This window comes from Sphingomonas sp. AP28, from assembly GCF_056680455.1.
Genome location: NZ_CM155283.1, coordinates 853,368 through 879,876 on the forward strand (window position 1 = coordinate 853,368; position 26,509 = coordinate 879,876).

At 65.2% G+C, this 26,509-nt stretch carries 28 protein-coding genes and 2 tRNA genes; 12 read left to right on the forward strand and 18 right to left on the reverse strand.

Annotated elements, in window-relative coordinates; translation table 11 throughout:
- Positions 1–8: 8 nt before the first annotated feature.
- From AC1MH0_RS03715 to relB, 11 genes are all read right to left on the reverse strand, one after another.
- A complete protein-coding gene (locus AC1MH0_RS03715; protein ID WP_480964771.1) occupies positions 9–833 on the reverse strand; it encodes an NADH-quinone oxidoreductase subunit C in 825 nt (274 codons plus the stop codon).
- Positions 830–1,378 carry a NuoB/complex I 20 kDa subunit family protein gene (locus tag AC1MH0_RS03720; protein WP_056058310.1) on the reverse strand — a complete coding sequence of 183 codons (549 nt, stop codon included), beginning with the start codon at positions 1,376–1,378 and terminating at the stop codon, positions 830–832. The genes AC1MH0_RS03715 and AC1MH0_RS03720 overlap by 4 nt, the downstream gene beginning before the upstream one ends.
- Complete coding sequence (locus AC1MH0_RS03725) at positions 1,369–1,743, reverse strand: NADH-quinone oxidoreductase subunit A (RefSeq protein ID WP_056048518.1); 375 nt, start codon at positions 1,741–1,743, stop codon at positions 1,369–1,371. Before AC1MH0_RS03725 ends, AC1MH0_RS03720 begins: the two co-directional genes overlap by 10 nt.
- Before the next feature lie 744 nt (positions 1,744–2,487).
- A complete protein-coding gene (locus tag AC1MH0_RS03730; protein WP_056048515.1) occupies positions 2,488–3,300 on the reverse strand; it encodes an inositol monophosphatase family protein in 813 nt (270 codons plus the stop codon).
- A 101-nt stretch (positions 3,301–3,401) separates the two neighbouring features.
- Entirely contained in the window at positions 3,402–3,965 is a 564-nt protein-coding gene (gene efp, locus AC1MH0_RS03735; RefSeq protein WP_056058307.1) for an elongation factor P, read from the reverse strand.
- Positions 3,966–4,038: 73 nt separating this feature from the next.
- Positions 4,039–4,644, reverse strand: a complete 606-nt coding sequence (locus tag AC1MH0_RS03740) for a M23 family metallopeptidase (RefSeq protein ID WP_480964772.1) — start codon at positions 4,642–4,644, stop codon at positions 4,039–4,041.
- 4 nt (positions 4,645–4,648) lie between these two features.
- On the reverse strand, positions 4,649–5,662 hold the full coding sequence (locus AC1MH0_RS03745; protein ID WP_480964773.1) for a L,D-transpeptidase family protein: 1,014 nt from the start codon (positions 5,660–5,662) through the stop codon (positions 4,649–4,651).
- Between the two features lie 65 nt (positions 5,663–5,727).
- A complete protein-coding gene (gene thiE / locus AC1MH0_RS03750) occupies positions 5,728–6,417 on the reverse strand; it encodes a thiamine phosphate synthase (protein ID WP_480964774.1) in 690 nt (229 codons plus the stop codon).
- Between the two features lie 74 nt (positions 6,418–6,491).
- A complete protein-coding gene (locus tag AC1MH0_RS03755) occupies positions 6,492–7,412 on the reverse strand; it encodes a class I fructose-bisphosphate aldolase (RefSeq protein WP_480964775.1) in 921 nt (306 codons plus the stop codon).
- Between the two features lie 14 nt (positions 7,413–7,426).
- Complete coding sequence (locus tag AC1MH0_RS03760) at positions 7,427–7,756, reverse strand: type II toxin-antitoxin system PemK/MazF family toxin (protein ID WP_480964776.1); 330 nt, start codon at positions 7,754–7,756, stop codon at positions 7,427–7,429.
- The gene (gene relB / locus AC1MH0_RS03765) at positions 7,753–7,983 is read right to left on the reverse strand and encodes a type II toxin-antitoxin system RelB family antitoxin (RefSeq protein ID WP_426281932.1); all 231 of its coding nucleotides are present in this window, start codon (positions 7,981–7,983) and stop codon (positions 7,753–7,755) included. The genes AC1MH0_RS03760 and relB overlap by 4 nt, the downstream gene beginning before the upstream one ends.
- Positions 7,984–8,113: 130 nt before the next feature.
- Between relB and AC1MH0_RS03770 the strand changes: the two genes are divergently transcribed.
- Entirely contained in the window at positions 8,114–8,602 is a 489-nt protein-coding gene (locus AC1MH0_RS03770) for a TlpA family protein disulfide reductase (protein ID WP_480964777.1), read from the forward strand.
- On the opposite strand, the gene AC1MH0_RS03775 is transcribed toward AC1MH0_RS03770, so the two are convergent.
- From AC1MH0_RS03775 to gap, 3 genes are all read right to left on the reverse strand, one after another.
- Positions 8,599–9,789: a phosphoglycerate kinase gene (locus AC1MH0_RS03775; RefSeq protein ID WP_480964778.1), complete on the reverse strand. Its 1,191-nt coding sequence runs from the start codon at positions 9,787–9,789 to the stop codon at positions 8,599–8,601. The two genes, AC1MH0_RS03770 and AC1MH0_RS03775, sit on opposite strands and share 4 nt — an antisense overlap.
- Positions 9,786–10,319, reverse strand: coding sequence for an MOSC domain-containing protein (locus AC1MH0_RS03780; RefSeq protein WP_480964779.1), 534 nt, complete (start codon positions 10,317–10,319; stop codon positions 9,786–9,788). Before AC1MH0_RS03780 ends, AC1MH0_RS03775 begins: the two co-directional genes overlap by 4 nt.
- Before the next feature lie 61 nt (positions 10,320–10,380).
- Positions 10,381–11,391 carry a type I glyceraldehyde-3-phosphate dehydrogenase gene (gap, locus tag AC1MH0_RS03785; protein ID WP_056048489.1) on the reverse strand — a complete coding sequence of 337 codons (1,011 nt, stop codon included), beginning with the start codon at positions 11,389–11,391 and terminating at the stop codon, positions 10,381–10,383.
- Positions 11,392–11,535: 144 nt separating this feature from the next.
- Between gap and AC1MH0_RS03790 the strand changes: the two genes are divergently transcribed.
- The 4 genes from AC1MH0_RS03790 (at position 11,536) to AC1MH0_RS03805 (ending at position 13,003) form a co-directional block, all read left to right on the forward strand.
- On the forward strand, positions 11,536–11,757 hold the full coding sequence (locus tag AC1MH0_RS03790; RefSeq protein WP_254687365.1) for a hypothetical protein: 222 nt from the start codon (positions 11,536–11,538) through the stop codon (positions 11,755–11,757).
- Positions 11,757–12,065, forward strand: a complete 309-nt coding sequence (locus tag AC1MH0_RS03795; RefSeq protein ID WP_056048487.1) for a cell division protein ZapA — start codon at positions 11,757–11,759, stop codon at positions 12,063–12,065. The genes AC1MH0_RS03790 and AC1MH0_RS03795 overlap by 1 nt, the downstream gene beginning before the upstream one ends.
- Positions 12,066–12,272: 207 nt before the next feature.
- Entirely contained in the window at positions 12,273–12,806 is a 534-nt protein-coding gene (locus AC1MH0_RS03800) for a 5-formyltetrahydrofolate cyclo-ligase (RefSeq protein WP_480964780.1), read from the forward strand.
- The gene (locus AC1MH0_RS03805) at positions 12,803–13,003 is read left to right on the forward strand and encodes a DUF2842 domain-containing protein (RefSeq protein WP_056048481.1); all 201 of its coding nucleotides are present in this window, start codon (positions 12,803–12,805) and stop codon (positions 13,001–13,003) included. Before AC1MH0_RS03800 ends, AC1MH0_RS03805 begins: the two co-directional genes overlap by 4 nt.
- Positions 13,004–13,294: 291 nt before the next feature.
- Here the strand turns inward: AC1MH0_RS03805 and AC1MH0_RS03810 are convergent.
- From AC1MH0_RS03810 to AC1MH0_RS03820, 3 genes are all read right to left on the reverse strand, one after another.
- Positions 13,295–13,371 (reverse strand) — tRNA-Asp (locus tag AC1MH0_RS03810).
- A gap of 98 nt (positions 13,372–13,469) precedes the next feature.
- A tRNA-Asp gene (locus tag AC1MH0_RS03815) sits at positions 13,470–13,546 on the reverse strand.
- A gap of 54 nt (positions 13,547–13,600) precedes the next feature.
- Positions 13,601–14,749: an AI-2E family transporter gene (locus tag AC1MH0_RS03820; protein WP_093398070.1), complete on the reverse strand. Its 1,149-nt coding sequence runs from the start codon at positions 14,747–14,749 to the stop codon at positions 13,601–13,603.
- A gap of 172 nt (positions 14,750–14,921) precedes the next feature.
- On the opposite strand from AC1MH0_RS03820, the gene glpK reads away from it, so the two are divergent.
- Complete coding sequence (gene glpK / locus AC1MH0_RS03825) at positions 14,922–16,406, forward strand: glycerol kinase GlpK (protein ID WP_480964781.1); 1,485 nt, start codon at positions 14,922–14,924, stop codon at positions 16,404–16,406.
- A gap of 131 nt (positions 16,407–16,537) precedes the next feature.
- Here the strand turns inward: glpK and AC1MH0_RS03830 are convergent, their stop codons facing one another.
- Positions 16,538–18,244 (reverse strand): class I adenylate-forming enzyme family protein, encoded by a 1,707-nt coding sequence (locus AC1MH0_RS03830; RefSeq protein WP_480965669.1) that lies wholly within the window; start codon positions 18,242–18,244, stop codon positions 16,538–16,540.
- A 193-nt stretch (positions 18,245–18,437) separates the two neighbouring features.
- On the opposite strand from AC1MH0_RS03830, the gene AC1MH0_RS03835 reads away from it, so the two are divergent.
- The 6 genes from AC1MH0_RS03835 (at position 18,438) to AC1MH0_RS03860 (ending at position 26,508) form a co-directional block, all read left to right on the forward strand.
- Positions 18,438–19,658 carry a serine hydrolase domain-containing protein gene (locus tag AC1MH0_RS03835; RefSeq protein ID WP_480964782.1) on the forward strand — a complete coding sequence of 407 codons (1,221 nt, stop codon included), beginning with the start codon at positions 18,438–18,440 and terminating at the stop codon, positions 19,656–19,658.
- A gap of 96 nt (positions 19,659–19,754) precedes the next feature.
- Positions 19,755–21,800: a 3-hydroxyacyl-CoA dehydrogenase NAD-binding domain-containing protein gene (locus tag AC1MH0_RS03840; RefSeq protein WP_480964783.1), complete on the forward strand. Its 2,046-nt coding sequence runs from the start codon at positions 19,755–19,757 to the stop codon at positions 21,798–21,800.
- 37 nt (positions 21,801–21,837) lie between these two features.
- Positions 21,838–23,142 carry an amidase family protein gene (locus tag AC1MH0_RS03845; RefSeq protein WP_480964784.1) on the forward strand — a complete coding sequence of 435 codons (1,305 nt, stop codon included), beginning with the start codon at positions 21,838–21,840 and terminating at the stop codon, positions 23,140–23,142.
- Between the two features lie 4 nt (positions 23,143–23,146).
- Complete coding sequence (locus AC1MH0_RS03850; protein ID WP_120300063.1) at positions 23,147–24,328, forward strand: acyl-CoA dehydrogenase family protein; 1,182 nt, start codon at positions 23,147–23,149, stop codon at positions 24,326–24,328.
- 91 nt (positions 24,329–24,419) lie between these two features.
- Positions 24,420–25,547: an acyl-CoA dehydrogenase family protein gene (locus tag AC1MH0_RS03855; protein WP_480964785.1), complete on the forward strand. Its 1,128-nt coding sequence runs from the start codon at positions 24,420–24,422 to the stop codon at positions 25,545–25,547.
- Between the two features lie 73 nt (positions 25,548–25,620).
- Entirely contained in the window at positions 25,621–26,508 is an 888-nt protein-coding gene (locus AC1MH0_RS03860) for an acyl-CoA thioesterase (RefSeq protein WP_480964786.1), read from the forward strand.
- Position 26,509 lies beyond the last annotated feature (1 nt).

Below are 26,509 nucleotides of genomic sequence, written 5' to 3' on the forward strand. Positions count from 1 at the left end.
ATACAGACTCACTGGTTCTGTCCTCCACCCTTGGTCGGGACCACGTCGGGGTTGGCAGGGTTCGGCGTCGCATCGGACTCCGACTTGCCGGCGCCCGTCTGCGCGGTCGACTCGGTGCTCTTGGGTTCAGTCGGGGCCTGCGTCGGCGACTGCGCCGCATTGGCCTTGACGATGGTGTCCGCCGACAACGGCGTCTGCGCACCCTTGGCCTGGGGCAACGCGCCCTTCTCGTCACCCGGGAGCACGTAATTCGCACCCTCCCACGGGCTCATGAAATCGAACGTACGGAAATCCTGCGCAAGCTGCACGGGCTCGTACACGACGCGCTTCGACTCTTCCGAATAGCGCAGCTCGACATACCCGGTCAGCGGGAAGTCCTTGCGCTGCGGATGACCACGGAAACCGTAGTCGGTCAGGATGCGGCGCAGGTCCGGGTTGCCGCTGAACAGCACGCCGTACATGTCGTACACTTCGCGCTCGAGCCAGCCGGCGACCGGCCAGATGTCAGTCACCGATGGCACCGGCTTTTCCTCGTCGGTCGCGACATGCACGCGCAGGCGGTGATTCCGCGTCAGCGACAGCATGCAATAGACGACCTCGAAGCGCTCAGCACGATCCGGATAGTCGACGCCGGCGATCTCCATGAGCTGCTGGTAGGCAAGCCCCGGCGTATCGCGCAGCGCGATCATCGCGTCGTACAGGTCTTCACGACGAACGTGCAGCGCGACTTCGCCCACATGATCGACCGCGTCGATCAGCATGCCGCCGAGCGCCGCGCGGGCGCTGTCGATCACGCCGTCGTTCGACGTGTAAGCTGGTGCGGGAGCCCTCAACGCTCGATGCTCCCGGACCGCCGGATCTTCCGCTGCAACTGCATGATGCCGTACAGCAGCGCCTCAGCCGTCGGCGGACACCCGGGGACGTAGATGTCCACCGGCACGATCCGATCGCAGCCGCGCACGACGCTGTAGCTGTAATGATAATAGCCGCCGCCGTTCGCACACGATCCCATCGAGATCACGTACTTCGGCTCGGACATCTGGTCGTAGACCTTGCGGAGTGCCGGGGCCATCTTGTTGCACAGCGTGCCGGCAACGATCATCACGTCCGACTGGCGCGGCGACGCGCGCGGTGCGGCGCCGAAGCGCTCCAGATCGTAACGCGGCATGTTGACGTGTATCATCTCGACCGCGCAGCAGGCGAGCCCGAACGTCATCCACCACAGCGAGCCGGTGCGCGCCCACTGGAACAGTTCCTCGGTCGACGTGACGAGGAAACCCTTGTCCGTCAGCTCACCGTTCAATCCGTCGAAAAAGCCCTGGTCGGGTGGCACCAGCGAACTGGGCGAACCGGGTGCGGGCTGAAGCTCTACTCCCAATCGAGTGCTCCCTTCTTCCATGCGTAGACGAGGCCAAGGGCCAATTCGCCGATAAAGATCATCATCGAAATCCACGCGGTCCAGCCGAGCGTGAAGACCGAGACGGCCCAGGGATACAGGAACGCGGCCTCGAGATCGAAGATGATGAAGAGGATGGCGATCAGGTAGAAGCGTACGTCGAACTGGCTCCGCGGATCCTCGAATGCGGGAAAGCCGCACTCGTATTCGCTGAGCTTCTCAGGCGTAGGCTTGTGTGACCCCGTGAGGCGCGAGACGGCCATCGGCAGGAACACGAACGTGCTCGACAATGCGATGGCGATCCCGAGGAACAGGAGGATCGGAAGATAGTGCGACAGGTCGACCAAATTGCTTCTCGCAAGTGCGAACGGAACGGGGCCGCTTTAGGCCGATGGGGGGTGATGGGCAAGGCTAGGAGGGTGTGAGAATCACTCGCAAGAGGAGGGACGGGGGTGGCGGGAAACATGCGTTACTTGGCGTCCGTCAGCGGGTGCATTCGTTCGATGGCGGCGACGGCACCGATACTGATCCGTCATTCCGGACGTGTTCGGTACTGGCCCGCTGAAGCAAGACAGAAGCCGCGTTCGAACGACAGTCCGCCCTTCCTTGTTCTCCCGCGAAGGCGGGAGCCCAGTCTGGGTCGCCGCCTTCGCGGGGAAACAGGCTGACCTCGGCTCTAGGAGACGCAACGAGTAGTTCCGGGGCCCCTCGGCACCGCGGACCAACGATTGGCGAGAACTGCGGAACCGTGGATGCCGGAACAAGCCCGGCATGACGGACAGACATTAGGTCACTCTGGCCTGTGCTCCTGCCCCGTCACCCCAGCGAAAGCTAGGGTATCGTCGTTGGCGGACGCGGCGGACATCGCGGGGATACCCCGGCTTTCGCTGGGGTGACGGATAAGGTGGGAGTATTACCGTCACCACAGTGAACGGATCCTCATCCGACCTCACGATCCTCCCCCGCCAGGGGGAGGTGTCGCCGAAGGTAACGGAGGGGGAGGACACGGAACAGAGGTTTCCCCTTACCTCCTCCTCCGACTGGCAAGCGCCAGCCACCTCCCCCTGGCGGGGGAGGATAGTTCGTGAGGATTAGCGCAGCGCGCCGGCCACCAGCTTATGCAACCGCGAGTGCAGCGCGTCGTTCGCGGCCAGGAACTCGTTGCGCTCCATCGCACGATCGCCACCACGGAAGTCGGTCACGAAACCGCCGGCTTCCTTCACCAACAGCATGCCAGCCGCAACATCCCAAGGCTTCAGGTTCGATTCCCAGAACCCATCGAACCGCCCCGCCGCAAGCCAAGCCAGATCGAGCGCCGCAGCACCCAAACGACGAATCCCCGCAACCTCAGGTGCAACCGCGCCAAAAATCCGGCTCCACTGCGCGAAGTCGCCATGCCCCAGGAACGGAATCCCGGTAGCAATCAGCGATTCGGACAGATCACGCCGCGACGACACGCGCAGACGCTGATCGGTGAGCCAAGCCCCCCGGCCTTTCTCCGCCCAGAAGCTCTCGTCGGTAAGCGGCTGATACACCAGCGCGGTGGTCACCTCGCGCTTGCCGTTCGGCATCGGCTCCTCAACCGCGATCGAGATGCAGAAATGCGGGATGCCGTGGAGGAAGTTCGACGTCCCATCCAACGGATCGACGATGAACCGCGGCTTGTTCGGGTCACCCTCGACCTCGCCGCGCTCCTCCATCAGCATGCCCCAGTCGGGACGCGCGTGCGAAAGTTCTTCGAAGATCGTCTGCTCGGCGCGCTGGTCGGCCTGGCTGACGAAGTCGGCCGGACCCTTGCGGCTCACCTGGAGCTGCTGGACCTCGTTGAAGTCGCGACGCAGACGCGGCGCGGCCTTGCGGGCGGCGCGCTCAATGACGGTCATGATGCCGGAATGGCTGGGCATTAAAAATCTCCACCTCTCCACTAGGAAGAGGGCGGGTTGGTGTTCCCAGGAAAGTGGCGCGATGACGCAGCCAGCACTCACCCTTCTCGTGGCAGCGAAGGTTAGTCCGCGCGCCTTACGTAGGTCTGCTCGTAAACATCCACCACGATCCGCGTGCCCGCACCGATATGCGGCGGCACCATCACGCGCACCCCGTTCTCGAGCACGGCCGGCTTATACGAAGACGAAGCCGTCTGCCCCTTCACGACGGCATCCGCCTCGACGATCAACGCCTCGATCGTATCGGGCAGCTGGACCGAGATCGGCCGCTCTTCCCAGAGCTCCATCACCACGTCCATGCCGTCCTGCAGGAACGCCGCTGCGTCGCCCAGGATGTCGGCGTCGAGCGAGATCTGCTCGTAGTTCACCTTGTCCATGAAGGTGAGCATGTCGCCTTCGCGGAACAGAAACTGGAAGTCGACGGTCTCGAGCCGCACCTTCTCGACGCTCTCGGCGGAGCGGAAGCGGGTGTTGTTCTTGCGGCCGTCGATGAGGTTCTTCATCTCGACCTGCATATAGGCACCGCCCTTGCCGGGCTGGGTGTGCTGAATCTTGACGGCGCGCCAAATGCCGCCCTCATATTCAAGAATGTTGCCGGGACGAATCTCGACCGCGTTGATCTTCATGACCGATTCCTGCTGGAAAGAGCTAGGGGCCGTCCGCGAAGCATAACTCTGCGGAAACCCGAAGCGGCGGGCTTTAGCGGGATGCCCTCGTTCCGGCAAGCAGCGGGTACGGGTTCACGTTCTCGCCTTGGTACCAGCGCTCACCCGGCTGCATCTTGGTCAGCCCGAAATGCAGATGGTAATTGCCCGCCCCGGCATCGCCGGTATCGCCGACATAGCCCAGCGTATCGCCCGCCTTGACCGCCATGCCCTCACGAATGCCGGCCGCGTACCCGGCGAGGTGTGCGTAATAATAGGTCCAGCGGCGATCAGGCGAGCGGACGTAAAGCGTAATCCCGCCAAGCCCGCTCTGGAACAGCTTTTCGATCCGCCCCGGCGCAGCCGCAACGACGGGCGCGCCGCCCGGTGCCATGATGTCCGTCCCGTGATGGCTGCGCAGACCGCCGCCCCGCGCATCGTTCCAGCTGTCGGCGATTGCTTTCCGAGATACGCCGGCCACGGGGACGGCCAGCGCTCCCGGCGTCACGGAAACAGTGGGACCCTCGGCGGCGGGCGCTAGCTTGCGCCAAGGTATCCGGCGCTCGATGCCGCTACCGCTGCTGCCGAACGACACCATCGAGGCGAACGCGCCGACCGCCACCACGATCAGCCCGAGAATGATCCAGAACGTCCGCGTCATCACCTCAGGCCTGGAACACGGCCTTGGTCCCCGGCTTGATCATCATCGACAACCTCGCCGCATCCCAGTTGGTCAGGCGGATGCAACCATGGCTCTCAGCGCGTCCGATCGTCTCGGGGTTCGGCGTGCCGTGGATGCCGTAATGCTCCTTCGAAAGGTCCATCCAGACGACGCCGACCGGACCGTTCGGCCCCGGCGGCAGCATCTCCTTCTGCTGCCCCTTCTTCGCATCCCAGAACAACGCCGGATTGAAATGGAACTTCGGGTTATAGTCGGAGCCCTTGATCCTCCACGTGCCGAGCGGCAGCGGATCGTGGCTCGACCCCATCGTCGCGGAGAATTGCGCGATCAGCTTGTCGTTCGCATCGAGCACGCGGAGCACGCCGTCGGACTTGTCGACGACGACATGGTCCGCCTGCGGTTGCTTCGCATCGACGTTCAGCATGGTGAGTGTCGCGATCCAGTCGGGCTTCAGCTTCGGATCATACGCGCGCGACGATGGCAGTGCGTTGGGAAACACGACCTTGGTGCCCGGCGCCAGCTTCGTCGTCGGCGAGTTCAGCGCGACGATCACTGCCGGCGTCGTGTGAAACATCTCGCCGAGCTTCTCCATGACGTTTTTGTAGCCGAGCGATGGGAGTTCGGCCTGCTTGGCCGGGTCCGTCGGGAACGGATTAACGAACGGCCCCGCCAGCATCTCGGGGGTCAGCGCGACCGTCACGGTCGGCCGCGCAGCACGGTATGGATATAGCGCCTGCAAAGTCCGCGCATCGGGCTTACCGGTAGTCGGCAGACCCTTCGCCTCCTGGAACCCCTTCAGCGCAGCGACCAGCGACTGCCCGCCGCGCCCGTCGAGCACGCCCGGCCCGAAGCCGAGATGATCGAGGATCACTTGCACGTGGAGCACGTTGCGATCGATCGGCACGGTCTTGGCCGGCGCTGTCTGCGCCAATGCGGGCGACGCGGCACCCAGCAGGCAGGCCGCAAGAACCGAAGCCTCCATCGCAAATGCCGTCATGCCTATCATCCCAAACCGTTACGCTGCTGCATCAAACGGTCGGGACGACGGTTGTTTCCAACGGCTCAGCGCTTCGCGAGAACCTCGCCGAACGCCTTGATCGCAGCGACCTCGTCGCCACCCCAAACGGCACTGGATACCGCGATGAAGTCCGCCCCAGCGGCAACCAGCGGTGCGGCATTCTCGGGCGTAATCCCGCCGATCGCGACGCACGGCATCTCGAACAGCGTCGACCACCAAGACAGGATAACCGGCTCGGCCATATGCTCGACCGTCTTCGTTGTGGTCGGATAGAACGCCCCGAACGCCACGTAGTCGGCCCCAGCCTCGCCCGCTTCCATCGCCAGATGACGGCTGCCATGACAACTCACGCCGATCTGCGCATTGGGCCCAAGCTGCGCCCGCGCCTCGCGCGGATCGCCATCGTCCTGCCCGAGATGCACGCCGTCAGCATCGAGCCGCTTCGCCAACCCGATATCGTCGTTGACGATGAACGCGACGTCACGCTCGGCACAGATCGCCCGCAACGGCTCGCCCAGCGCGGCAGCCGCATGCTGGTCGATATCCTTCACGCGAAACTGGAACGCGGCCACGGGGCCAGCATCAAGCGCCCGAGCAAGACGCTCCGGAAAGTCGCCACCGCACTCGAGCGGGGACACCAGATACAACTGGCAAGTCGGCCGACGCATATCGCGGCGGAAATTTTCGGCGAAATTGGGATCGAGCGGGCCCAGCGGATCTTCGAATTCGGTCATGTCCGCCCCCTAACCTCTCATACCTCGCTCGTCACCCCGGCGCGTAGCGGAATGACGAGCGGGCAAAACGAAGCTTATTCCTCGTTCTTGTAGATCCGGATGATCCGGTCGAGCATCGCCAGCGCTTCGTCGCGCGGGCGCTGGAAGGTGTTGCGGCCGATGATCGAGCCGTTGCCGCCACCGTCGCGGATGTCGCGCGCGTCCTGGAAGATCGCGTCCTCGCCCTTCGACGCGCCGCCCGAGAACACGTTGATGCGACGCCCGGCAAAGCTAGACTGGACGACATGCTTCACGCGGTCCGACTGCTTCGACCAGTCGGAGTTGGCGTAGAGCGGCTTGGCTTCCTTCTGCTCGATATGCGCGGTCGGCAGCTTGGTCTTGATGATGTGAGCGCCGAGCAGCGCCGCGATATGCGCGGCATAGGCGCCGACGTCCAAAGCGAGCTCGCCGTCCTTGGTCAGCTCGCCGCCGCGCGGGTACGACCAGATCACCGTCGCGATGCCGACCGACTTCGCCTCTTCGCTCAGCTCGCGGATTTCCTCGACGAGGTCGAAGAACTGGTCCGCGCCCGGATAGATCGTGAAGCCGATCGCCGCCGACCCGAGCCGCACCGCGTCCGACACCGTCGCCGTCACCGCCTGGTCGATCGTCGTCGCCCAGCTGTTCGAGCTGTTGCACTTCAGGATCGTCGGGATCTGCCCGGCAAACGTATCCGCTCCCGCTTCGAGCATCCCGAGCGGCGCGGCATAGGCACTGAGCCCCGCGTCGATCGCGAGTTGATAGTGGTAATGCGGATCGTACGCCGGCGGGTTGACCGAGAAGCTGCGCGCCGGGCCATGCTCGAACCCCTGGTCGACCGGCAGGATCACGAGCTTGCCGGTGCCGCCGAGCTTGCCCTGCATCAGGATACGCGCGAGGTTGGCCTTCACCGCCGGGCTGGTGGCCTCGTACTTGTCGAGAATGGTTTTGACTTGGGGAGTGATCATGGAAGTCATGCTGAAATCCTGTCTTAAAGTTCGAGCCAGCGGCGCAGCGCGTCGTCGACTCGGGTCATGGTGGTGATGGGTATCGTACCGATAATCTTGACGATCTTGTTGCGGTCGAGCGTATCAACCTTGTCGATCTGGATCTCGCTATCGCGAAACAGGCCGGTTTCCGCCGATGCCTCGAGCGACACGCGAAACAGGTTCGTCCCGCTAATGACGCTGGTCAGCGGGCACAGAGAAATCGTCTCGTGATCTGCAAAGAGGTCTGATTGGACGACAAGAAAAGGGCGCGGCTTGCCAGAGAAGTCGCCCTTACCCGCTCCGACGACGATCATACCGCGGACGAATTTCATGCGGGGGGCGCACCGATTAGTGCGTCCCAATCCTCTTCACCTGCCTGCCTATCGTGATCAGCCGCCGCGAGCGACTGGCGCTTCGCCTCCGCCAGGAATGCCTCGTCGTGGCGCTCGACATAGCGTCGCACGGCTTCGCGTGCGATATCGCTCTTGCTGCGCCCTTGGGTGCGCGCAACCGCCGCGAGTCGCTCTTCGAGTTCGCTATCGAGCCTGACGCCGAGCATCCGAGTCTCCGTTTAACATGTTAAACATAGGACGGCCCGGATCATCGATCAACCCCCGCCCCGACCGCAGACGTCGCAATTGACGTGAACGCGCGCGACGCCGAGACTGGCAAAAACAGGGGGGCAGGCAATGAGGGTTTTGCAGGGCGTCATCGCAAGCGCGTTGCTCATGGCGGCATCCGCGGCACCGGCCGCGGTCAAGATCGGCGAACCAGCGCCGCCGTTCGAACTGACGTTGATCGACGGGAGCAAGGTGCGCAGTGCCGATCTGCACGGGCAGGTCGTCGTCCTGAACTTTTGGGCGACATGGTGCGGGCCGTGCAAGGCAGAGCTTCCGCTGCTCGACAGCTATTACCGCATTCGCAAGGACAACGGCCTGCGCGTGTTCGCGGTGGCAACGGAGGATTCGCTGCCGGCGTTCAAGCTGAAACCCCTGTTCGCCGCGATGACGATCCCGTCGGCGCGGCGAATCAAAGGGCCGTTCGCGGTTATGGGCGCCCTCCCAACCAACTACATCATCGATCGCGCCGGCGTGGTTCGCTATGCGAAAGCCGGCGCGTTCGACCTGAATGAACTCAATACTCTGCTCGTCCCGTTGCTGCGGGAACCGGCGCCTTAACGCGTCAGCGCCGCGACGCCGGGAAGGTCCTTGCCTTCCATCCACTCGAGAAACGCGCCGCCCGCCGTCGAGACGAACGTAAACGCGTCCGCAACGCCCGCGTGGTTGAGCGCCGCAACCGTATCGCCGCCGCCGGCGACCGAGACGAGCGATCCGCCTTCGGTGAGTGCCGCAGCGGTCTTGGCGAGCGCGACGGTCGCCTTGTCGAACGGCGGCGTCTCGAACGCGCCGAGCGGACCGTTCCACACCAACGTGCGGCAGTTCTTCAGCACGTCGCCGAGAGACTCGACCGCGGCCGGGCCAACGTCGAGGATCATCTCGTCGGCGGCGACTTCGTGGACGTTGACGGTTCGGGTGGCGGGGTTCGGCTTGAACTCCTTGGCGACCACCACGTCGTACGGCAGGTGGACCGTGCAGTTCGCCTTGTCCGCAGCTTCCATGATCTGTTCGCAAACGCTCGCAAGCTCATGCTCGCAAAGGCTTTTGCCGACATCGACGCCGCGCGCCGCGAGGAAGGTGTTCGCCATGCCACCGCCGATGATCAGATGATCTACCTTGGTGACGAGGTTGCGCAGCACGTCGAGCTTCGACGACACCTTCGCGCCACCGACGACCGCCGCAACGGGATGCTCGGGCTCGCCGAGTGCCTTCTGCAAAGCGTCGAGTTCAGCTTCCATCGCGCGGCCGGCAAAGGCGGGCAATACGTGGGCAAGACCCTCGGTGGAGGCATGCGCGCGGTGCGCCGCCGAGAAGGCATCGTTGACGTAGAGATCGCCAAGGCTTGCAAACCGCTGGACGACCGCCGCGTCGTTGGTCTCCTCGCCACCGAAGAAGCGCGTGTTCTCCAGCACCGCGATATCGCCGGGCTCAAGCGTCGCAACAGCGTCATCTGCCCCTTCCCAATCGATGTAGCGGACTTCACGGCCGAGCACTTCGCTGTACGGCTTCACGACCTGCGACAGCGAGAATTCGGGGCTCGGGACGCCCTTGGGACGGCCGAAATGCGCGAGGACGAGGACGATCGCGCCCTTGTCGGCGAGTTCGCCAACCGTCGCGACGGTGGCGCGCAGACGGGTATCGTCGGTGACGCGACCCTCGGCCATTGGCACGTTCAGGTCTTCGCGGACGAGCACGCGGTTGCCATGGATGTCACCCATATCATCGAGCGTCTTGAACGGCTTGGTCATGGTTCTTCGATCCTGATCTCATCACCGACGGCGATTCTGCCGCCCATCAAAACTCGGCTACATGCCCCGCCACGCCAGTCCGGCGTCAGCGCAGCGAACAATCCTGGCGCCAGCGCGTCCATGCGGTCGCACGGATCGGTGTGGCGCGTCACCTCCAGCACGACGTCCGCGCCGATGCGGAGCCGCGTGCCGGGTATCTGGGGAAGATCGAAGCCGTCGACGAGCAGATTGGCACGCCGCTCGTACCACGGAATATCGCGTCCGACTTCGGCCATCGCGGCGTCCCAGTCGCCACGCTCGAGCAACGTGACCTGCCGCCGCCCCTTGCCGCCGGGCTTCACGCGACCCCGGAAGTCGCCGTGCAAGCCGGCCTCGATGGTGATCTCGACATCGTCGATAACCTCCATCGGGGCTTTCGCGCGGGGGTGGCGCGCGATCCCGGCAATCGTGCCAACCATAATTGAGGCCGGGGTCTGGGCCACCGCCCCCTCCCCGTTCGTGTCGAGCGCAGTCGAGACACCATCTGTCACGGGAGACGACTTCTCGACTGCGCTCGAAGCGAACGGGAGAGGAAGTACATAGATCGCGAGCTTAGATGAACTTCGCCATCGCGGTGGCCGTATCGACCATCCGGTTCGAGAAGCCCCACTCGTTGTCGTACCAGCTGACGACGCGCACCAGCTTGCCGTCGATCACCGCGGTCTCCAGGCTGTCGATCGTCGACGACGCCGGGGTATGCTGCAGATCGATCGACACCAGCGGCTCGTCCGACCAGTCGAGCACGCCGACCAGCGGGCCGCTCTCGGAGGCCGCCTTCAGCACCGCATTCACCTCTTCACGCGTCGTATCGCGCGACGGCGTGAAGGTCAGATCGATTAGCGACACGTCCGGCACCGGCACGCGGATCGCCGAACCGTCGAGCTTGCCCTTCAGCTCCGGCAGCACTTCGGCGACCGCACGAGCGGCACCCGTCGTGGTCGGGATCATCGACATCGCCGCAGCACGCGCGCGACGCAGGTCCGGGTGGATCTGGTCGAGGATCTTCTGGTCGTTGGTGTAGGCGTGGACAGTCGTCATCAGGCCGCGCTCGATGCCGATCGCATCGTTCAGCACCTTGGCGACGGGCGCCAGGCAGTTGGTGGTGCACGACGCGTTCGAGACGATCGTGTGCTCGGCGGTCAGCTTGTCGTGGTTGACGCCGTAAACGACGGTCAGGTCGACGTTCTTGCCCGGTGCCGAGATCAGCACCTTCTTGGCACCCGCATCGAGATGCTTCTGGCAGCTAGCCTTGTCGGTGAAGAAGCCGGTGCATTCGAGGACGATGTCGACGCCCAGCTCGGCATGCGGCAGGTTTGCCGGGTCACGCTCGGCGGTGACGCGGATGCGCTTGCCGTCGACGACCAGTTCGTTGCCCTCGGCCGAAACCTCACCCGGATACTTGCCGTGCACGCTGTCGCGCTTGAACAGCCAGGCGTTCGATTTCGCATCGCCGAGATCGTTGATCGCGACGAGTTCGAGTGCGCCGTTCGACTGTTCGAGTACCGCACGGGCGACGAGACGGCCGATGCGCCCGAAACCGTTGATCGCAACCTTGACCGTCATTGCTGTCTCTCCGCTACGCCCGCGAGTCCGTTCCGGGCGCGCAGCCTTTGCGGGGCGGTGGGGCGCCCTGTCAACACCGTGGATCGCGGATCAGGGCGGCGAAACCGGCTTGTCGCACACCCCGGCCATGCTATCTCGCATGCTATGTCAGACACAATTACCGATGCGCCGACGCCTGTCGACCAAAGCGACGCGCCTACTGCCGTCGAACGGATCGACGCCGCGATCGCACGGATCGAATCCGCTATAGCCGCGCGCGCCGAAGCCGGCGATGCCCTTGCCAAGCGCCATGCAGCCCTCAAGGCGCGGATGGCCGAAGCCGTCGCCGCGCTCGACGACGTCATCACGCGTGGGAGCCCCAACTGATGGCACAGGTCATGCTCGATATCGGCGGCCGGCCGCATGCCGTCGCCTGCCGTGATGGCGAAGAGTCCCGCGTACGCCTGCTCGGTGCGATGGTAGCCGAGCGTTGGGCCACCGCGGACCGTGCGGCTGGCGGTCTCAGCGCCGAGCGCGCGATGCTGTTCGTCGCGCTGATGCTCGCCGACGACCTCGACGAAGCCGCGCATCGCCCGCCTGAAGGATCTGCCGTCAGCGAAATCGCACTCACCCGGATCGCGGATCGTCTCGAAGGGCTTGCACAAGCCCTTGAGCTAAGCCCTCCGAACGCCTAGATTGGTTGTGGCGGGTTCTGCCCGGTACGAGCCTTTATTATCCCTGAGGCTATTCATCATCCATAGGGGGCTGTCCCTGTTAGGATCCTGGTCCGAAGCACATGGTCCCCACCTGACGTACCGTGCGTCAGTGGATAACCCGGCACACGGCCATGGTGGGCCCGCCACACCACCATATCGTCCCCAATATCTCAGGGTCGCCTGCGCATGACCGACAAGAGCGCGCTGAGAGCTTCGCTCCGCGCCGCGCGGGAAGCGCGCCCGCCGGTCGAGCTTCCTGTGCCATCGGCGTTTCTGGCACGGCTGAAACCCGGACTGACGGTCGCCTCCTATGTCCCGTTCGGGGGCGAAGCGGACCCCTCGCCCTTTGCGCGCGCTGCGGTCGATGCCGGATGCGTCATCGCCCTGCCCCATGTCGTCCGCCGCTCGCTGCCGATGCGCTTCCTGTCCTGGGCAACCGAAGCGGCGCTGATCGCAGGTCCATTCGGGCTGCACCAGCCAGCCGAAGACGCCGCCGAACTCGAACCCGACATCATCCTGACCCCGCTCGTCGGCTTCGATCGCAACGGCAACCGGATTGGCCAGGGCGCCGGCTATTACGACCGCGCCTTCCTCGCCCACCCGAACGCCTGGCGCGTCGGGGTTGCGTTGTCTTTGCAGGAAGTCGACACGCTGACCCCAGACCCGTGGGACGTCCCGCTCCACGCCATCGCCACCGAATCAGACTGGATCACGCCATGACGCCAACCTGGCGCAAACCCGTCGGCATGCTCGGCATCCTGCTCCTGATCCTGGTGTGGTGCGTGGCCATCGTCAGCCTGTCGAACATCGTCGGCAGCTGGCACTGGCTGGGGCAACTCGTGTTCTACCTGTTCACCGGCCTGATCTGGATAGCACCGCTGAAGCCGGTCCTGCGGTGGATGGAGCTCGGGCGCTAACGCCTGCCAGCTGCCGCTCTGCTCGACACGCTCTTCGGCCCTCCGGGTGTCGCGACACACGCCCCCTCCCCCGTTCGTCCTGAGTAGCCATCGAGTAGTCGCGCAGCGGCGTATCGAAGGACAGGTTGGCGCGCGGAACCCATGCTTCGATATGAGCCCTCGATACGCTCCTAACGGAGCTACTCGGTCTCTACTCAGCACGAACGAAAAGGGGTTGGTGGTTCCGGATGATCTACGGAACGGAATGCTCGCAGCATCCAAAACTTTGAAGGGTCTCGGCCAACCATAGGGTGGCGCGAGTGACGGGACTCGAACCCGCGACCTCCGGCGTGACAGGCCGGCGCTCTAACCAACTGAGCTACACCCGCATTCCCAATGACGAACCCTAGCGCCCCAAGGGACACAGCGGAAGGCTCGTCAAAACCTCAACACTATCTCCAACCATCAACCCGGGCAGGGCAAACGATGGCGCGAGTGACGGGACTCGAACCCGCGACCTCCGGCGTGACAGGCCGGCGCTCTAACCAACTGAGCTACACCCGCTGAAACAGCGTGGAGGCGGCAACTAGGCGAGGGTTCGGATACCGTCAACCCAAATTATCCGCCGGTTTCACGTTGTGCCTCGGGCGGGTCCCCGCGCCGACGGTTCCGCCCGGTCTTGGGCTGCACCAGCGTCCCGTGCTCGAACAGGAACCCGGCGATGTCGGGCTTGCCAGCGGCCTTCACGATCGTCTGGATGATGATCAGCAGCGGGACCGCGAGCAACGCGCCCGACGTGCCCCACACCCATCCCCAGAAGCTCAGCGAGATCAGGATCAGCAACGGGCTGATCGTCAGCCGGTGCCCGACCACGAACGGCGTGATCGCGTTCGCCTCGACCAGGTGCAGCCCGTACATCAGCGCCGGCGGCAGCATCGCCATCCAGATGTCGGAGAACGTCATCAGCCCGCCCAGCGCGAGCAGGAACGCACCGATCACCGGCCCGAAATACGGGATGTAATTCAGCAGCGCGACGATCCCGCCCCACATCGCCGGATACGGCATGCCGATGAACCACAGCGCCGTCCCGGTAACGATGCCCAGCACGATGTTGATCAGCGTGATCGTGCCGAGGTAGGCGGACACGTCGTCGACGATATCCTGGATGACGCGGGCGGTCGCCATCGCCCCGTCGAAGCTGGTCCGCCCGGTGATCGTCTGCCGCCGCATCCGCGTCCAGCCCGACAGAAAGAAGAAGACGATCAGCACGCCGAACAAGAACTGCACGATAACCGCCGGCGCGGATGTCGCGGCGAGTTCGAGGATCGAGCCCGGCGCGGCTACGCCTGCGGTCGCCGGCTGCTTGATCGGCGTCGACGCGACCTGCCGCAGTGTCTTGTTCACGTATTTCTCGAGACTTGAATACAGGTCGAGCAGCGGCGCGAGGTTGCTCTGGATCCGATCCAACCGTGTCGGCAACAGTCGAAAGAAGTCGGTCGCAGGGACAAGGATCGCGGCGATCGCGATGTTCGCGGCGATGAGGAAGACGAGGATGCACAGGATCGCTGCCAGAGGCGACGGCACATGCCGCCGCTCGAGCCACTCCAGAACCGGCACCAGCGCGACCGAGATCACGAGCGCGATGGTCAGCGGCAGGAAGAACTCCGCCCCCGATTTCAGCGCGAACGGCGTAGCGAGGATCAGACCGACACCCGCGGTCAGCGTCAACGCCGCGAGCAACCGATCCCGACGCTGCGCGATACGCATTGCATCCTCGACCCCGACCGCTATCGGCAGCCCGAACGCACTCTCCGCCGGCGGACCTTCCGCGACAATGTCGTCCCTGCCCCCCGGCTGGTGCGTTTCCTGGCGAAGACCCTCGTCCGTCATAGCATTTTCCTTTGTTCCCCCATTCCGTAATCATGGCTAGCATTCAAGCATGTCGAACGACGCCAACGATCTAATTCTCGTCATCGACGAGGGCACCACCTCCACTCGCGCCATGCTCTTCGCGACCGACGGCCGCTGCATCGCCAGCGAGGCACGTGCGCTCGACCAGTATTACCCGCGTGCCGGATGGGTCGAGCATGACGCCGCCGAGATCTGGCGCAAGACACTCCGGGTCACCGCAGCGATGGTCGCACAGGCCGGCGGCGCACACCGGATCGTGGGGATCGGCATCACCAACCAGCGCGAGACGACCGTCTTCTGGGACCGCGAAACCGGCGAACCGCTCGCGCCCGCAATCGTCTGGCAAGACCGACGCACTGCGGCACTCTGCCGGGACTTGCGCGACCGGGGGCACGAGGCGGAAGTCCAGGCGACGACCGGCCTGCTGCTGGACCCGTATTTCTCCGGCTCCAAAATTGGCTGGGCAATGCATGAATGGCCGCAGCTTGCGAAGGCTGGTGCGCGTCTCGCGATCGGTACGGTCGACAGTTGGCTGATCTGGAAGCTGACCGGCGGGTTGCACGTCACCGACGCGACCAATGCCTCGCGAACCGCGTTGATGGATGTTCACACCGGCGACTGGGACGACGGGCTCTGCGCACTGTTCGGCGTGCCGCGGGCGGCGTTGCCGGAAATCGTCGATTGCGCCGGACACTTCGGTGAGACGACGGCTTTCGGTGTGGCAATTCCGATCTGCGGTATCGCCGGCGACCAGCAGGCCGCAGCGATTGGCCAGGCCTGCCTTGAGCCGGGCCAGACCAAAGCGACGTTCGGGACCGGCGCGTTTATCATCACCCATGCCGGCGCAGCGCCACCGACCTCCCGCCACCGGATGCTCTCGACGGTCGCGTGGCAGCTCGGCGGGAAGCGTGCCTATGCGCTGGAAGGTTCGGTGTTCGTCGCCGGTAGCCTCGTCCAGTGGCTCCGCGACACGCTCGGCCTGATCAGTGCGGCGGCGGAAACCGAAACGCTCGCTCGCAGCGTGCCCGACAATGGCGGCGTGTACCTCGTCCCCGCGCTTAGCGGCCTGGGGGCGCCCTGGTGGGAGCCGGACGCGCGCGCCAGTATTTCGGGGCTGAGCTTTGCCACTGGCAAGGCTCACGTGGTCCGCGCGGCGCTGGAGGCGATGGCGTACCAGACGCACGACCTGAAAACTGCGTTCGCCGCCGACGGGATCGATTGGCACAGCCTGCGGATCGACGGTGGGATGGTCGCCAACGACTGGATGGCGCAGGACATGGCAAACCTGCTCGGCATCGAGGTCGAGCGGCCGAGGTTCGCGGAGACGACCGCACTGGGCGCGGCGATGCTGGCCGGCGTCGGCGCGGACTTGTTCGCAGGGCTGGAGGAGGCGACGACCATGCGCGGCGAGGTCGAGACGTTCACGCCGTCGCTGGGAGAGGACGAGCGGCAGGCGAGACTGGCTGGGTGGAAGACGGCCGTCGATGCGGTGGTGGCGGCGGGCCGTTCGTAAAAAGCATCATGCTCCCCTCCCTGGAAGGGAGGGGTTGGGGGGGTGGGTTGGCCGGTTCGATCCACGCCAGATCGAGTATGGGGAAACCGACCCACCCCCAGCCCCTCCCTTCCAGGGAGGGGAGCAGCAGCCTACCCCATCGCCCCCACGCGATCCTCGAACAGCACCTGCAGATCCTTCTTCAAGATCTTCCCGTTCGCATTCCGCGGCAACGTCTCGTGGACGAAGCGTATCGCGACCGGCGTCTTGAACGCCGCCAGATGTTGCCGCACCCAGCTCTGCAACTCCGCCTCGGTCGTCACCGCGCCCGGTGCGAGATGCACCACCGCCGCCGGCTCCTCGCCGAGGATCCGGTGCGGGATGCCGATCAACGCCGCGTCGGTCACCGCTGGGTGTGCGTAGAGGACGTTCTCGACCTCGCTGGAGTAGATGTTCTCGCCACCGCGGATGATCATGTCCTTGGCGCGGTCGACGATGTAGCAGAAGCCTTCGTCGTCCAGGCGGGCAAGATCGCCTGTCCGCACCCAGCCGTCGACGAAGGTCGAGGCGGTCGCGTCGGGCTTGTTCCAGTATCCCTTCACGATCATCGGGCCGCGTGCCCAGAGTTCGCCGACCTCGCCCAGCGGCATCTCCGTCAGGCCGTCGTCCGCCATGATCTTCACGTCGGCAGCCGCGACTGGTGGCCCCGCGCTGGTTGGGCGGTTGAGATAATCCTCGGCGCCGTGATGCGTGACGGTCGCCATCGTCTCGGTCATGCCCCAGCCATTGCCGGGCATCGCGCCGAACTCGGCATGGATGCGCTTCACCAGTTCGGGCGCCGCCGGCGCGCCGCCATAGGCGATCGATTCGAGCGACGAGAGGTCGTAGCGGCCACGGTCGGGATGCTCCAGCAACTGCCACGCGATGGTCGGCACGCCACCGGTGATGTTCACCTTCTGGCGCTCCATGATCTCCATCGCGCGGATCGTGTCCCATTTCCGCATGAAGATCATCGTGCTGCCGGTCGCGATCACCCCCATCATCCCCGCCGAGCAGGCGGTGACGTGGAACAGCGGGATCACGGTCAAGGTCACGCGTGGCGTTGGCTCGGGCGGCGCCTCGCCGCGCCGCAAAAAGGAGCGGGCGGACGAATAACCGCCGGACATGATGTTCGACATCATGTTGCGGTGCGTGCCGAGTGCTCCCTTGGGCGCGCCGGTGGTGCCGCTGGTGTAGAAGATCGTCGCGTCGTCGTCGGGTGCGATCGTCGCTTCGGGGAGGCCTACATCGGGCAGCGCAGCCCAGTCGTGCGGGGTGCCGATCACGTCCTCAAGCCGCGTCACGATCCCCGTCAGCGGTTCCGCGGCGCGCGCGACGAACACGTGCTCCAGCGCCGGCAGCGTCGCATACGCCGCCTCCAACCGGTGATGGCGCTCGTCGTCGGTGATAAGCACACGCGCGCCCGAATCGGCGAGGCCGTATTCCATCTCCGCGCCGGTCCACCACGCATTGAGCGGCACCATGATCGCGCCGATGCTCGCACCCGCAAAGAACGCGACCGGCCATTCGGGCAGGTTGCGCATCGCTAGCGCGACGCGGTCGCCGGGACCGATCCCCATCTCGCGCAACCGATGCGCCAGCACCGCGATCGCACGAAAGTTCGCCTCGTAGGTGACGCGCTCGTCCTCATACGCGGTGAAGACCCGCTCGCCATGCGCCCGCGCCGCCTCGGTCAGCCAGCGCAACGACGAGGGCGCGTTCTTCCAGATGCGCGTTTCGATGCCGTCGATCGTCAGCATCTCCATCTCGAACTTCGCGCCGGGTGCGGTCAGCATTCGCTCGGCATCGGCGAGCGACATCGCCGGCCAGGAGGGATCGAGTGCGATGATCGGTTCGCTTGCCAAGACCGGTTGACTCCAGAGTTGAATTTCGGGTTTGGCTTATCGCCTGTTCGAAGACAGGTTATAGTTGATTCCTGCCGCACTCAAGGCAATAGAGGCACCAAGTTCGAACTAGGGGTATGGAGCGGGTCATGACAGGGACGGCCAAATCATGAGAATCGCTGAACCTGCCGCGCACGGCTTCGATGCGAGCCGGTTGGCGGCGATCGATACGCTGCTCCAGACGCGCTACATCGATTCGGGCAAGCTGCCGAACGCGCAATTGCTGATCGCGCGCGACGGCGAGATCGTCCATTTCTCGAATGCGGGCGCGGCGCGTGAGGGCGGCAAGAGCGTCGACGAAGGTTCGCTGTTCCGGATCGCGTCGATGACCAAGCCGATCACATCGGTCGCGTTCATGATGCTGGTCGAACAGGGCCTCGTCGCGGTCGATACGCCGGTCCACCATGTGCTGCCCGAGTTCAAGGATATCGGCGTCTATGATGGCGGTGGGGGCGGCGTGCCGTTCGTGACCAGACCAACCGCGGAGCCGATGCGGATGGTCGACCTTCTCCGCCACACCTCGGGGCTGACCTATAGTTTCCAGAACCGGTCGAACGTCGATGCCGCCTACCGCGACGGCAAGATCGAGGGCTGGCACGGCGGGTATGACCTCGACGGCTTCATCGGCGCGCTGGCGAAGATTCCGCTCGAATTCTCGCCAGGCACCGCGTGGAATTACTCGGTCGCGACCGACGTGCTCGGCGCGGTCGTGCAGCGCGTGTCGGGCCTGCCGCTCGACCAGTTCTTCAAAGAGCGCATCTTCGCGCCGCTGAAGATGGACGACACCTTCTTTCAGGTCCCCGCCAACAAGCTCGATCGCCTGACGGACTGCTACACGCTCGCGCCGGGCAAGGGTCGCGTGATGTACGATCGCGGCGCGGAGAGCGCGTGGAGCCGGCAGCCCAAGCTCGTGTCCGGCGGCGGCGGGCTCGTCTCGACCGCGATCGATTACCACCGTTTCAACACGATGCTGCTCAACGGTGGCGAACTCGACGGCGCGCGCATCCTCGGACGCAAGACGCTGGACCTGATGACGCAGAACCATCTGCCCGGAAAATCCGATCTCGCGGCGATGTCGAAGTCGCTGTTTAGCGAGGCGTCGAACGCGGGCACCGGCTTCGGGCTCGGGTTCGCGATCACCGACGACGTCGCGAAGACGATGGTGCCGGGGTCGAAGGGCGAATTCTACTGGGGCGGGATGTTCTCGACCGCGTTCTTCGTCGATCCCGTCGAACGCCTGTCGATGGTGTTCATGACACAGCTTTCGCCGAGCAGTTTCTATCCCATCCGCCGCGAGCTGAAGACGATGATCTACGCGGCGATGACCTGAGTTTCCGTTCTCCTGCGCACGCAGGAGTCCAGTATCACACAGGGCTGCCGATGTGGCCCTGGGCTCCTGCTTTCGCAGGAGAACAAGGAGAATATGATGACCCCGTCAACGAACACTGGCCCGATCCGCACCGAACGCCATGACGACGTGCTCGTCATCATCTCGAACAATCCTCCCGTCAACGCGCTCGGCGCCGCGGTCCGGCAGGGTCTCGAAGCGGCGATCAAGGAAGGCGTTAACGACGACAGCATCACCGCGATGGTGATCCGCTGCGACGGACGCACGTTCTTCGCGGGCGCCGACATCACCGAGTTCGGCAAGGAAATGGTCGAGCCCGGCCTGCCCACCGTCGTCGACATGATCGAAGCCTCGTCGAAGCCCGTCGTCGCAGCGATCCACGGCACCGCGCTCGGCGGCGGCTGCGAAGTCACGCTCGGCTGCCATTACCGCGTCGCCGTTCCCTCGGCGAAGATCGGTACGCCTGAAGTGAAGCTTGGCCTGCTGCCCGGCGCTGGCGGCACGCAACGCATTCCGCGCATCGCCGGCGTGAAGCTTGCGCTGGAGATGACCGCGAAGGGCGACCCAATCTCGGCGAAGAAGGCGCTCGACGCCGGCCTGATCGACAAGATCGTCGGCGAGGACTCGCTTGAGGCCGACGCCGTCGCGTTCGCGCGCGAGATCGCGACCAAGCGCCCCCTGCCCCGCGCGTCCGAGAAGACCGCGCAGGCCGATCCCGATGCGGTCGCCGCGTTCAAGAAGGAGAATGCGCGGCGTTTCCGTAACTTCGACGCGCCGCCCGCCAACATCGCCTGCGTCGAGAAGGCCACCGATGGCTCCAGCTTCGAGGAGGGCATCGCGTTCGAACGCCAGGAGTTCATGAAGCTCATGACCGGCGTGCAGTCGGCAGCCCAGCGCCACATCTTCTTCGCCGAGCGCCAGGCCGCCAAGATCGACGACGTCCCCGCCGACACCAAGCTTCGCGAGATCAAGCGCGTCGGCGTGATCGGCGCGGGCACGATGGGCGGCGGCATCTCGATGAACTTCCTGTCCGCGGGCATCCCGGTCACGATCGTCGAGATGCAGCAGGAGGCGCTCGACCGCGGCACCGGCGTGGTGCGGAAGAACTACGAGGCGACCGCCGCCAAGGGCCGGATGAAGCCCGAGCAGGTCGAGCAGGCGATGGGCGCGCTGAAGCCGACGCTGGACTTCGCCGACCTTGCCGAGTGCGACCTGATCATCGAGGCGGTGTACGAGACGATGGAGGTGAAGAAGGAGATCTTCACCAAGCTCGACGCGATTGCCAAGCCTGGCGCGATCCTCGCGTCGAACACCTCGTATCTGAACATCGACGAGATCGCCGCGTGCACGAAGCGGCCCGAGGACGTGGTCGGCATGCACTTCTTCTCGCCGGCCAACGTGATGAAATTGTTGGAAGTGGTGCGCGGCGATAAGACCGCGGACGACGTGTTGGCGACCGTCATGGCGCTGGCGAAGAAGATCAAGAAGGTCGCCGTGGTGGCGGGCGTAACCTACGGGTTCATCGGCAACCGCATGCTGATGCCACGGCAGGTCGAGGCGACCAAGCTGCTGCTGGAGGGCGCGAGCCCGGAGCAGATCGACAAGGTGCATGTCGCGTTCGGGATGCCGATGGGGCCGTTCCAGATGAGTGATCTGGCAGGCGTCGACATCGGCTGGCACCGCGACCCGAGCCGGATCGAGAACATCCGCGATGCGCTGGCGGCGGAGAACCGCTGGGGCCAGAAGACCAAGGCGGGGTTCTACGATTACGACGAGAAGCGGACGCCGTCGAACTCGCCGCGCGTTACCGAGATCATCGACGATTTCCGCAAGAAGTCGGGCGTGACGCCGCGCGAGATCAGCGACGAGGAGATCGTCGTGCGGACGCTCTACACGATGGTGAACGAGGGCGCGCTGATCCTCGAAGAGGGCAAGGCGCAGCGCGCGTCGGACGTCGATGTGGTCTGGATCTACGGCTATGGCTGGCCGGTGTACCGCGGCGGCCCGATGTTCTGGGCGCAGTCCGAGGGGTTGGCGAAGGTCGTCGCGGGGCTTCAGAAATACGGGTTCCCGGTGGCAAAGTCGCTGAAGGACGCCGCGGCATCGGGTGGTCGACTGAAGTGATCGGTCGCGGTCGTTTCTTGCCGGTAGTCGATCGCTGATGGAGCGTTCCGCGCTTCAGACTGCGGCTGCGATCCGTGCGGGCGAGACGACCGCGCTCGCCGAGTGCGACGCGGCGATCGCGCGGATCGAGGTGCGCGACGGTGCGATCAACGCCGTCGTCGTCCGCGATTTCGCGCGGGCGCGAGAGGCGGCGCGGGCGCTCGATGCGGAGGGTCCGGACGACCGGCTGCTGTTCGGCGTACCGATGACGGTCAAAGAATCTTTCGACGTCGCCGGTCTTCCGACCAGTTGGGGCGTCGGCGTCCACCGTGACAACATCGTCGACCGCGATGCCGTCGCCGTAACCCGGCTGAAGGCCGCGGGCGCGGTGATCCTCGGCAAGACCAACGTGCCGGTGCGGCTGAGTGACTGGCAGGCCGACAACCCGATCCATGGCCGGACGAATCATCCCATCGATCCGACGCTGACACCCGGCGGATCGTCGGGTGGTGCGGCGGCGGCGCTCGCGTCGGGGATGGTACCACTCGAGCTCGGCTCCGATATCGGCGGGTCGATCCGCGTGCCGGCCGCGTTCTGCGGCGTTTGGGGGCACAAGCCGACTTATGGCGCCCTGTCCGATGTCGGCCACCGCGTGCCTGGCACCGATGGGGCGAGCGCAGCTCTCGGCGTCATTGGTCCTTTGGCGCGCAATCCGGAAGATTTGGCCGTTGCGCTCGACATCCTCGCCGACATCCCCTTGCCGCGCGCGACCGTCGACTTAGCCCGACCACGCATCCTGCTGCTCACCGCGCATCCCTCGGCACGCGTCGATTCGTCGATCGTCGGCGCGATCGGGCGCGTCGGTGAAGCTCTCGCCGCGGCCGGCGCCATCATTTCAAGCGGCCGCCCGCCGATCGACCTCGCTGCTCAGCATGCCGACTATATGCGGATGCTCGGCATCGCGATGACCCGCGGCGGACCCGCGCGCGATGGCAAGGTCGCGACGCTGTCGCACTGGTTCGACCTGCTCGATTCGCAGGCGCGGATGCAACGCGCCTGGGGTGCGCTGTTCGAGCAGTTCGACGCGGTGATCGCGCCGGCGAGCGGCGTTAACGCCTTCGCGCACATCGCCGAGCGCAACGTCGCGCGGCGCACGCTGCCGATCGACGGCGAGGATACCCCGTTCGGCGTCCAGTTCGCCTGGGCGGGCCTCGCCACCTTCCCCAATCTGCCCGCGACCAGCGTGCCCGTCGGGACCGACCCGCGCGGCCTGCCGATCGGCGTGCAGGTCATTACCAACCGTTACCGCGACCACGACGCGATCGCCGTCGCCGCGCTGTGCAATCGACTAAGCAGGAGCTGATCCGATGTCCGACCTCGATACTTTCCGGTCCGAAACGCGTGCGTGGCTCGCGGAGAATTGCCCGCCCGAGATGCGCAAACCGGTGCGCTCTGAGGACGACGTCTGCTGGGGCGGGCGCCAGTTCAAGCCTTCGAGCCCTGCGCAGAAGGAGTGGCTCGACAAGATGGCCGCCAAGGGCTGGACCGTGCCCGACTGGCCCAAGGCGTATGGCGGCGGTGGATTGTCGCCTGCGGAGACGAAGATCCTGCGTGAAGAGATGGCAGCCATAAAGGCGCGTAACCCACTCAACTCGTTCGGGATCTCGATGCTCGGGCCGGCATTGCTCAAATACGGCACCGAGGAGCAGAAGCTCGATCACCTGACCAAGATCGCGCGCGGCGAAATCCGCTGGTGCCAGGGGTATTCGGAGCCGAATGCGGGGTCCGATCTTGCCGGGCTTGCGACGTCGGCTGAGGACAAGGGCGACCATTACCTCGTCAACGGGCAGAAGGTGTGGACCTCCTACGCCGACAAGGCGGACTGGATTTTCTGCCTCGTGCGCACCGACAAGACGTCGAAGCAGGGCGGGATCAGCTTCGTGCTGTTCGACATGGCCTCGCCGGGCGTGTCGACCAAGCCGATCCTGCTGATCAGCGGCAATTCGCCGTTCTGCGAAACGTTCTTCGACAATGTCGAGGTGCCCAAGGTCAACCGCGTCTACGAGGAGAACAAGGGCTGGGACGTCGCGAAATATCTGCTCGGGCATGAGCGCGAGATGATCTCGGGGATGGGGCTGGCGTCGAGCGGCGGGAATCCGCTGATCGATGGCGCGATCGCAACCGTCGGGCTTGGGCATGACGGGCGGCTCGCCGATCCGCTGTTGCGCGCATCGATCGCGTTGTTCGAGGTGCGCGCGAAGGCGTTCGGGGCGATGTCCGAGCGGTTCATCGACGAGTTGAAGGCAGGCAAGGCGCACCCGGCCCAGCCGAGCATGATGAAATATTACGGGACCGAACTGAACAAGGGTCGGTACGAATTGATGATGGCGGCAGGCGGGTCGGATGCGCTCGAATGGGACAGCGATCGGTCGCGCGGCGGTGCGATCCCGCGGTCCTGGCTGCGGACCAAGGCGAACTCGATCGAGGGCGGGACCAGCGAGATTCAGCTCAACATCATCGCCAAGCGAATCCTGGAATTGCCTGCCTGACCTTTGACCGTTCTCCCGCGAACGCGGGAGCCCAGAATCACGAACGCTGCGCGTGGGGCTCCTGGGCCCCCGCCTCCGCGGGGGAACCAGAATGCCACTGTATCTAGACGACGACCAGACCGTCCTTCAGGACACCATCCGCGATTTCGTGGCCGAACACGCGCCCGTGAGCCACATGCGGGCTCTGCGCGATGCCGACGACAAGACCGGCTTCTCGCGCGACCTGTGGAAGCAGTTCGCGGAGATGGGCTTTACCGGCATCCTGATCGGCGAGGACCAGGGCGGGCTTGGGCTCGGTCATGTCGAGGCGGGCGTGGTGCTGGAGGAGATCGGGCGCAACCTGTCCCCCTCCCCGTTCCTCTCCACTGCGGTCGCGGCGGTCGAGGCGCTCAAGGGCACGGCGCAGGCCGAACGTTGGTTCCCCGGCATAATCGCCGGCGAGACCGTTGCGGCGCTGGCGATCGACGAGGGCGCCAAGCATCGCGATACGGTGGCGATGAAGGCCGAACGCTCGGGTAACGGCTTCAAGCTGACCGGCGCGAAGCGGTTCGTCACGCACGGCCACACCGCCGACCTGATCATCGTCGCTGCGCGCACCGGTGGTAGTGCCGACGACACGGACGGTATCACGCTCTTCGCCGTGCCGAAGGATGCCGCAGGGCTGACTGCGAACGCTGAGCGCCTCGCTGACTCGAGCCTCGCCGCGCGGCTCAAGTTCGAGGGCGTCGAGGTCGATGCGGATGCGGTAATCGGCGAGGTCGACGCGGGCCGTTCGCCGCTCGATCGCATGCTCCGCGCAGGGCGGACCGGCGCTTCGGCGGAGTTGCTTGGCGTCGGCGGCGGGGCGATGGACATGACGATCGGCTATATGAAGGAGCGCAAGCAGTTCGGGATGCTGATCGGCAGCTTCCAGGCGCTCCAGCACCGCGCCGCGCACCTGTATTCGGAGATGGAGGTGGCGCGGGCCGCCGTGCTCAAGGCGCAGCAGTTGCTCGACCAGGGCAGCGACCGCGCGGACGAGGCGGTGTCGGTGGCCAAGGCGATGACGGCGCTGGCGACGACGCTCAGCGTTCAGGAGGGCGTCCAGATGCATGGTGGCATCGGCATGACCGACGAATACGACATCGGCTTCTACATGAAGCGCGCGCGGGTATTGGCGGAGATGTTCGGGGATGCGAACTTTCATGCGGATCGGCTAGCAGTAGCGGCGGGGTATTGACCCGAACCTGTCCCCCCGCGAAGGCGGGGGCCCAGTCTGGGCACCCGCCTTCGCGGGTGAACACGGAGGTCAGATGAGCTTGGATACTGCCGATACGTCGCCGGAAGCACTCGCCCAGGGTCTCGTCGACCTGCTCGAGATCGAGGAGGTCGACACCGATCTCTACGTAGGGAAGCGGCAGCCGGGCGGGGTCGGTCGCGTGTTCGGTGGGCAGGTCATCGCGCAGGCACTGCAGGCTGCGCAACGCTCGACCGAAAGCCCCAAGGCGGCGCATTCGCTGCATGCGTATTTCATGCGGCCGGGGAACGAGGACTATCCGATCGTCTTCCGCGTGGTCCGTGACTTCGAGGGGCGGAGCTTCGCCACGCGGCGCGTGATCGCGATGCAGAAGGGGCAGCCGATCCTCAACATGGCGGCGTCGTTCCAAACGCCCGAGGCCGGATTGCATCATCAGGATGCGATGCCCGATGTCGCGCCGCCCGAAGACTTGCGCTCCGATCGCGAACTGCGCCTGGAGAGCATCGACGGCATCCCCGAGAAATACCGCGCGCACATGCTGCGCCAGCGCCCGATCGAGATCCGTCCGGTCAACCCGCGCAGCTGGATCGAGCCCGTTCCGCAACCCGCGGCCCATGCCAACTGGTTCCGCCTGGTCGCGCCGATCGGCGACGATCCGGCGATGCACCGCGCGATCCTGTCCTATGCGTCGGACATGGCGTTGCTCGGTACCGCGCTGCTGCCGCACGGCGTCAACTGGATCACGCCGGGGCTGCAGACCGCGAGCCTCGATCATTCGCTGTGGCTGCACGAGGATTTCCGCGCGGACGACTGGCTGCTCTACGCCTGCGACGCACCGTGGTCCGGACATGCCCGCGGGTTCAACCGCGGGCGCATCTTCTCGCGCGACGACCGGCTCGTCGCCAGCGTCGCGCAGGAGGGGTTGATCAGGATGCGCCAGTAAC

Coding starts and splice junctions, on each gene's coding strand:
- AC1MH0_RS03730 (WP_056048515.1), bottom strand. CDS start 3,300: ATGCCCAGCCATTCCGGCATCATGACCGTCATTGAGCGCGCCGCCCGC.
- efp (WP_056058307.1), bottom strand. CDS start 3,965: ATGAAGATCAACGCGGTCGAGATTCGTCCCGGCAACATTCTTGAATAT.
- AC1MH0_RS03740 (WP_480964772.1), bottom strand. CDS start 4,644: ATGACGCGGACGTTCTGGATCATTCTCGGGCTGATCGTGGTGGCGGTC.
- AC1MH0_RS03745 (WP_480964773.1), bottom strand. CDS start 5,662: ATGACGGCATTTGCGATGGAGGCTTCGGTTCTTGCGGCCTGCCTGCTG.
- thiE (WP_480964774.1), bottom strand. CDS start 6,417: ATGACCGAATTCGAAGATCCGCTGGGCCCGCTCGATCCCAATTTCGCC.
- AC1MH0_RS03755 (WP_480964775.1), bottom strand. CDS start 7,412: ATGACTTCCATGATCACTCCCCAAGTCAAAACCATTCTCGACAAGTAC.
- AC1MH0_RS03760 (WP_480964776.1), bottom strand. CDS start 7,756: ATGAAATTCGTCCGCGGTATGATCGTCGTCGGAGCGGGTAAGGGCGAC.
- relB (WP_426281932.1), bottom strand. CDS start 7,983: ATGCTCGGCGTCAGGCTCGATAGCGAACTCGAAGAGCGACTCGCGGCG.
- AC1MH0_RS03770 (WP_480964777.1), top strand. CDS start 8,114: ATGAGGGTTTTGCAGGGCGTCATCGCAAGCGCGTTGCTCATGGCGGCA.
- AC1MH0_RS03775 (WP_480964778.1), bottom strand. CDS start 9,789: ATGACCAAGCCGTTCAAGACGCTCGATGATATGGGTGACATCCATGGC.
- gap (WP_056048489.1), bottom strand. CDS start 11,391: ATGACGGTCAAGGTTGCGATCAACGGTTTCGGGCGCATCGGCCGTCTC.
- AC1MH0_RS03790 (WP_254687365.1), top strand. CDS start 11,536: ATGTCAGACACAATTACCGATGCGCCGACGCCTGTCGACCAAAGCGAC.
- AC1MH0_RS03795 (WP_056048487.1), top strand. CDS start 11,757: ATGGCACAGGTCATGCTCGATATCGGCGGCCGGCCGCATGCCGTCGCC.
- AC1MH0_RS03800 (WP_480964780.1), top strand. CDS start 12,273: ATGACCGACAAGAGCGCGCTGAGAGCTTCGCTCCGCGCCGCGCGGGAA.
- AC1MH0_RS03805 (WP_056048481.1), top strand. CDS start 12,803: ATGACGCCAACCTGGCGCAAACCCGTCGGCATGCTCGGCATCCTGCTC.
- AC1MH0_RS03820 (WP_093398070.1), bottom strand. CDS start 14,749: ATGCGTATCGCGCAGCGTCGGGATCGGTTGCTCGCGGCGTTGACGCTG.
- glpK (WP_480964781.1), top strand. CDS start 14,922: ATGTCGAACGACGCCAACGATCTAATTCTCGTCATCGACGAGGGCACC.
- AC1MH0_RS03830 (WP_480965669.1), bottom strand. CDS start 18,244: ATGTCGCTCGCCGATGCCGAGCGAATGCTGACCGCACCCGGCGCGAAG.
- AC1MH0_RS03835 (WP_480964782.1), top strand. CDS start 18,438: ATGAGAATCGCTGAACCTGCCGCGCACGGCTTCGATGCGAGCCGGTTG.
- AC1MH0_RS03840 (WP_480964783.1), top strand. CDS start 19,755: ATGACCCCGTCAACGAACACTGGCCCGATCCGCACCGAACGCCATGAC.
- AC1MH0_RS03845 (WP_480964784.1), top strand. CDS start 21,838: ATGGAGCGTTCCGCGCTTCAGACTGCGGCTGCGATCCGTGCGGGCGAG.
- AC1MH0_RS03850 (WP_120300063.1), top strand. CDS start 23,147: ATGTCCGACCTCGATACTTTCCGGTCCGAAACGCGTGCGTGGCTCGCG.
- AC1MH0_RS03855 (WP_480964785.1), top strand. CDS start 24,420: ATGCCACTGTATCTAGACGACGACCAGACCGTCCTTCAGGACACCATC.
- AC1MH0_RS03860 (WP_480964786.1), top strand. CDS start 25,621: ATGAGCTTGGATACTGCCGATACGTCGCCGGAAGCACTCGCCCAGGGT.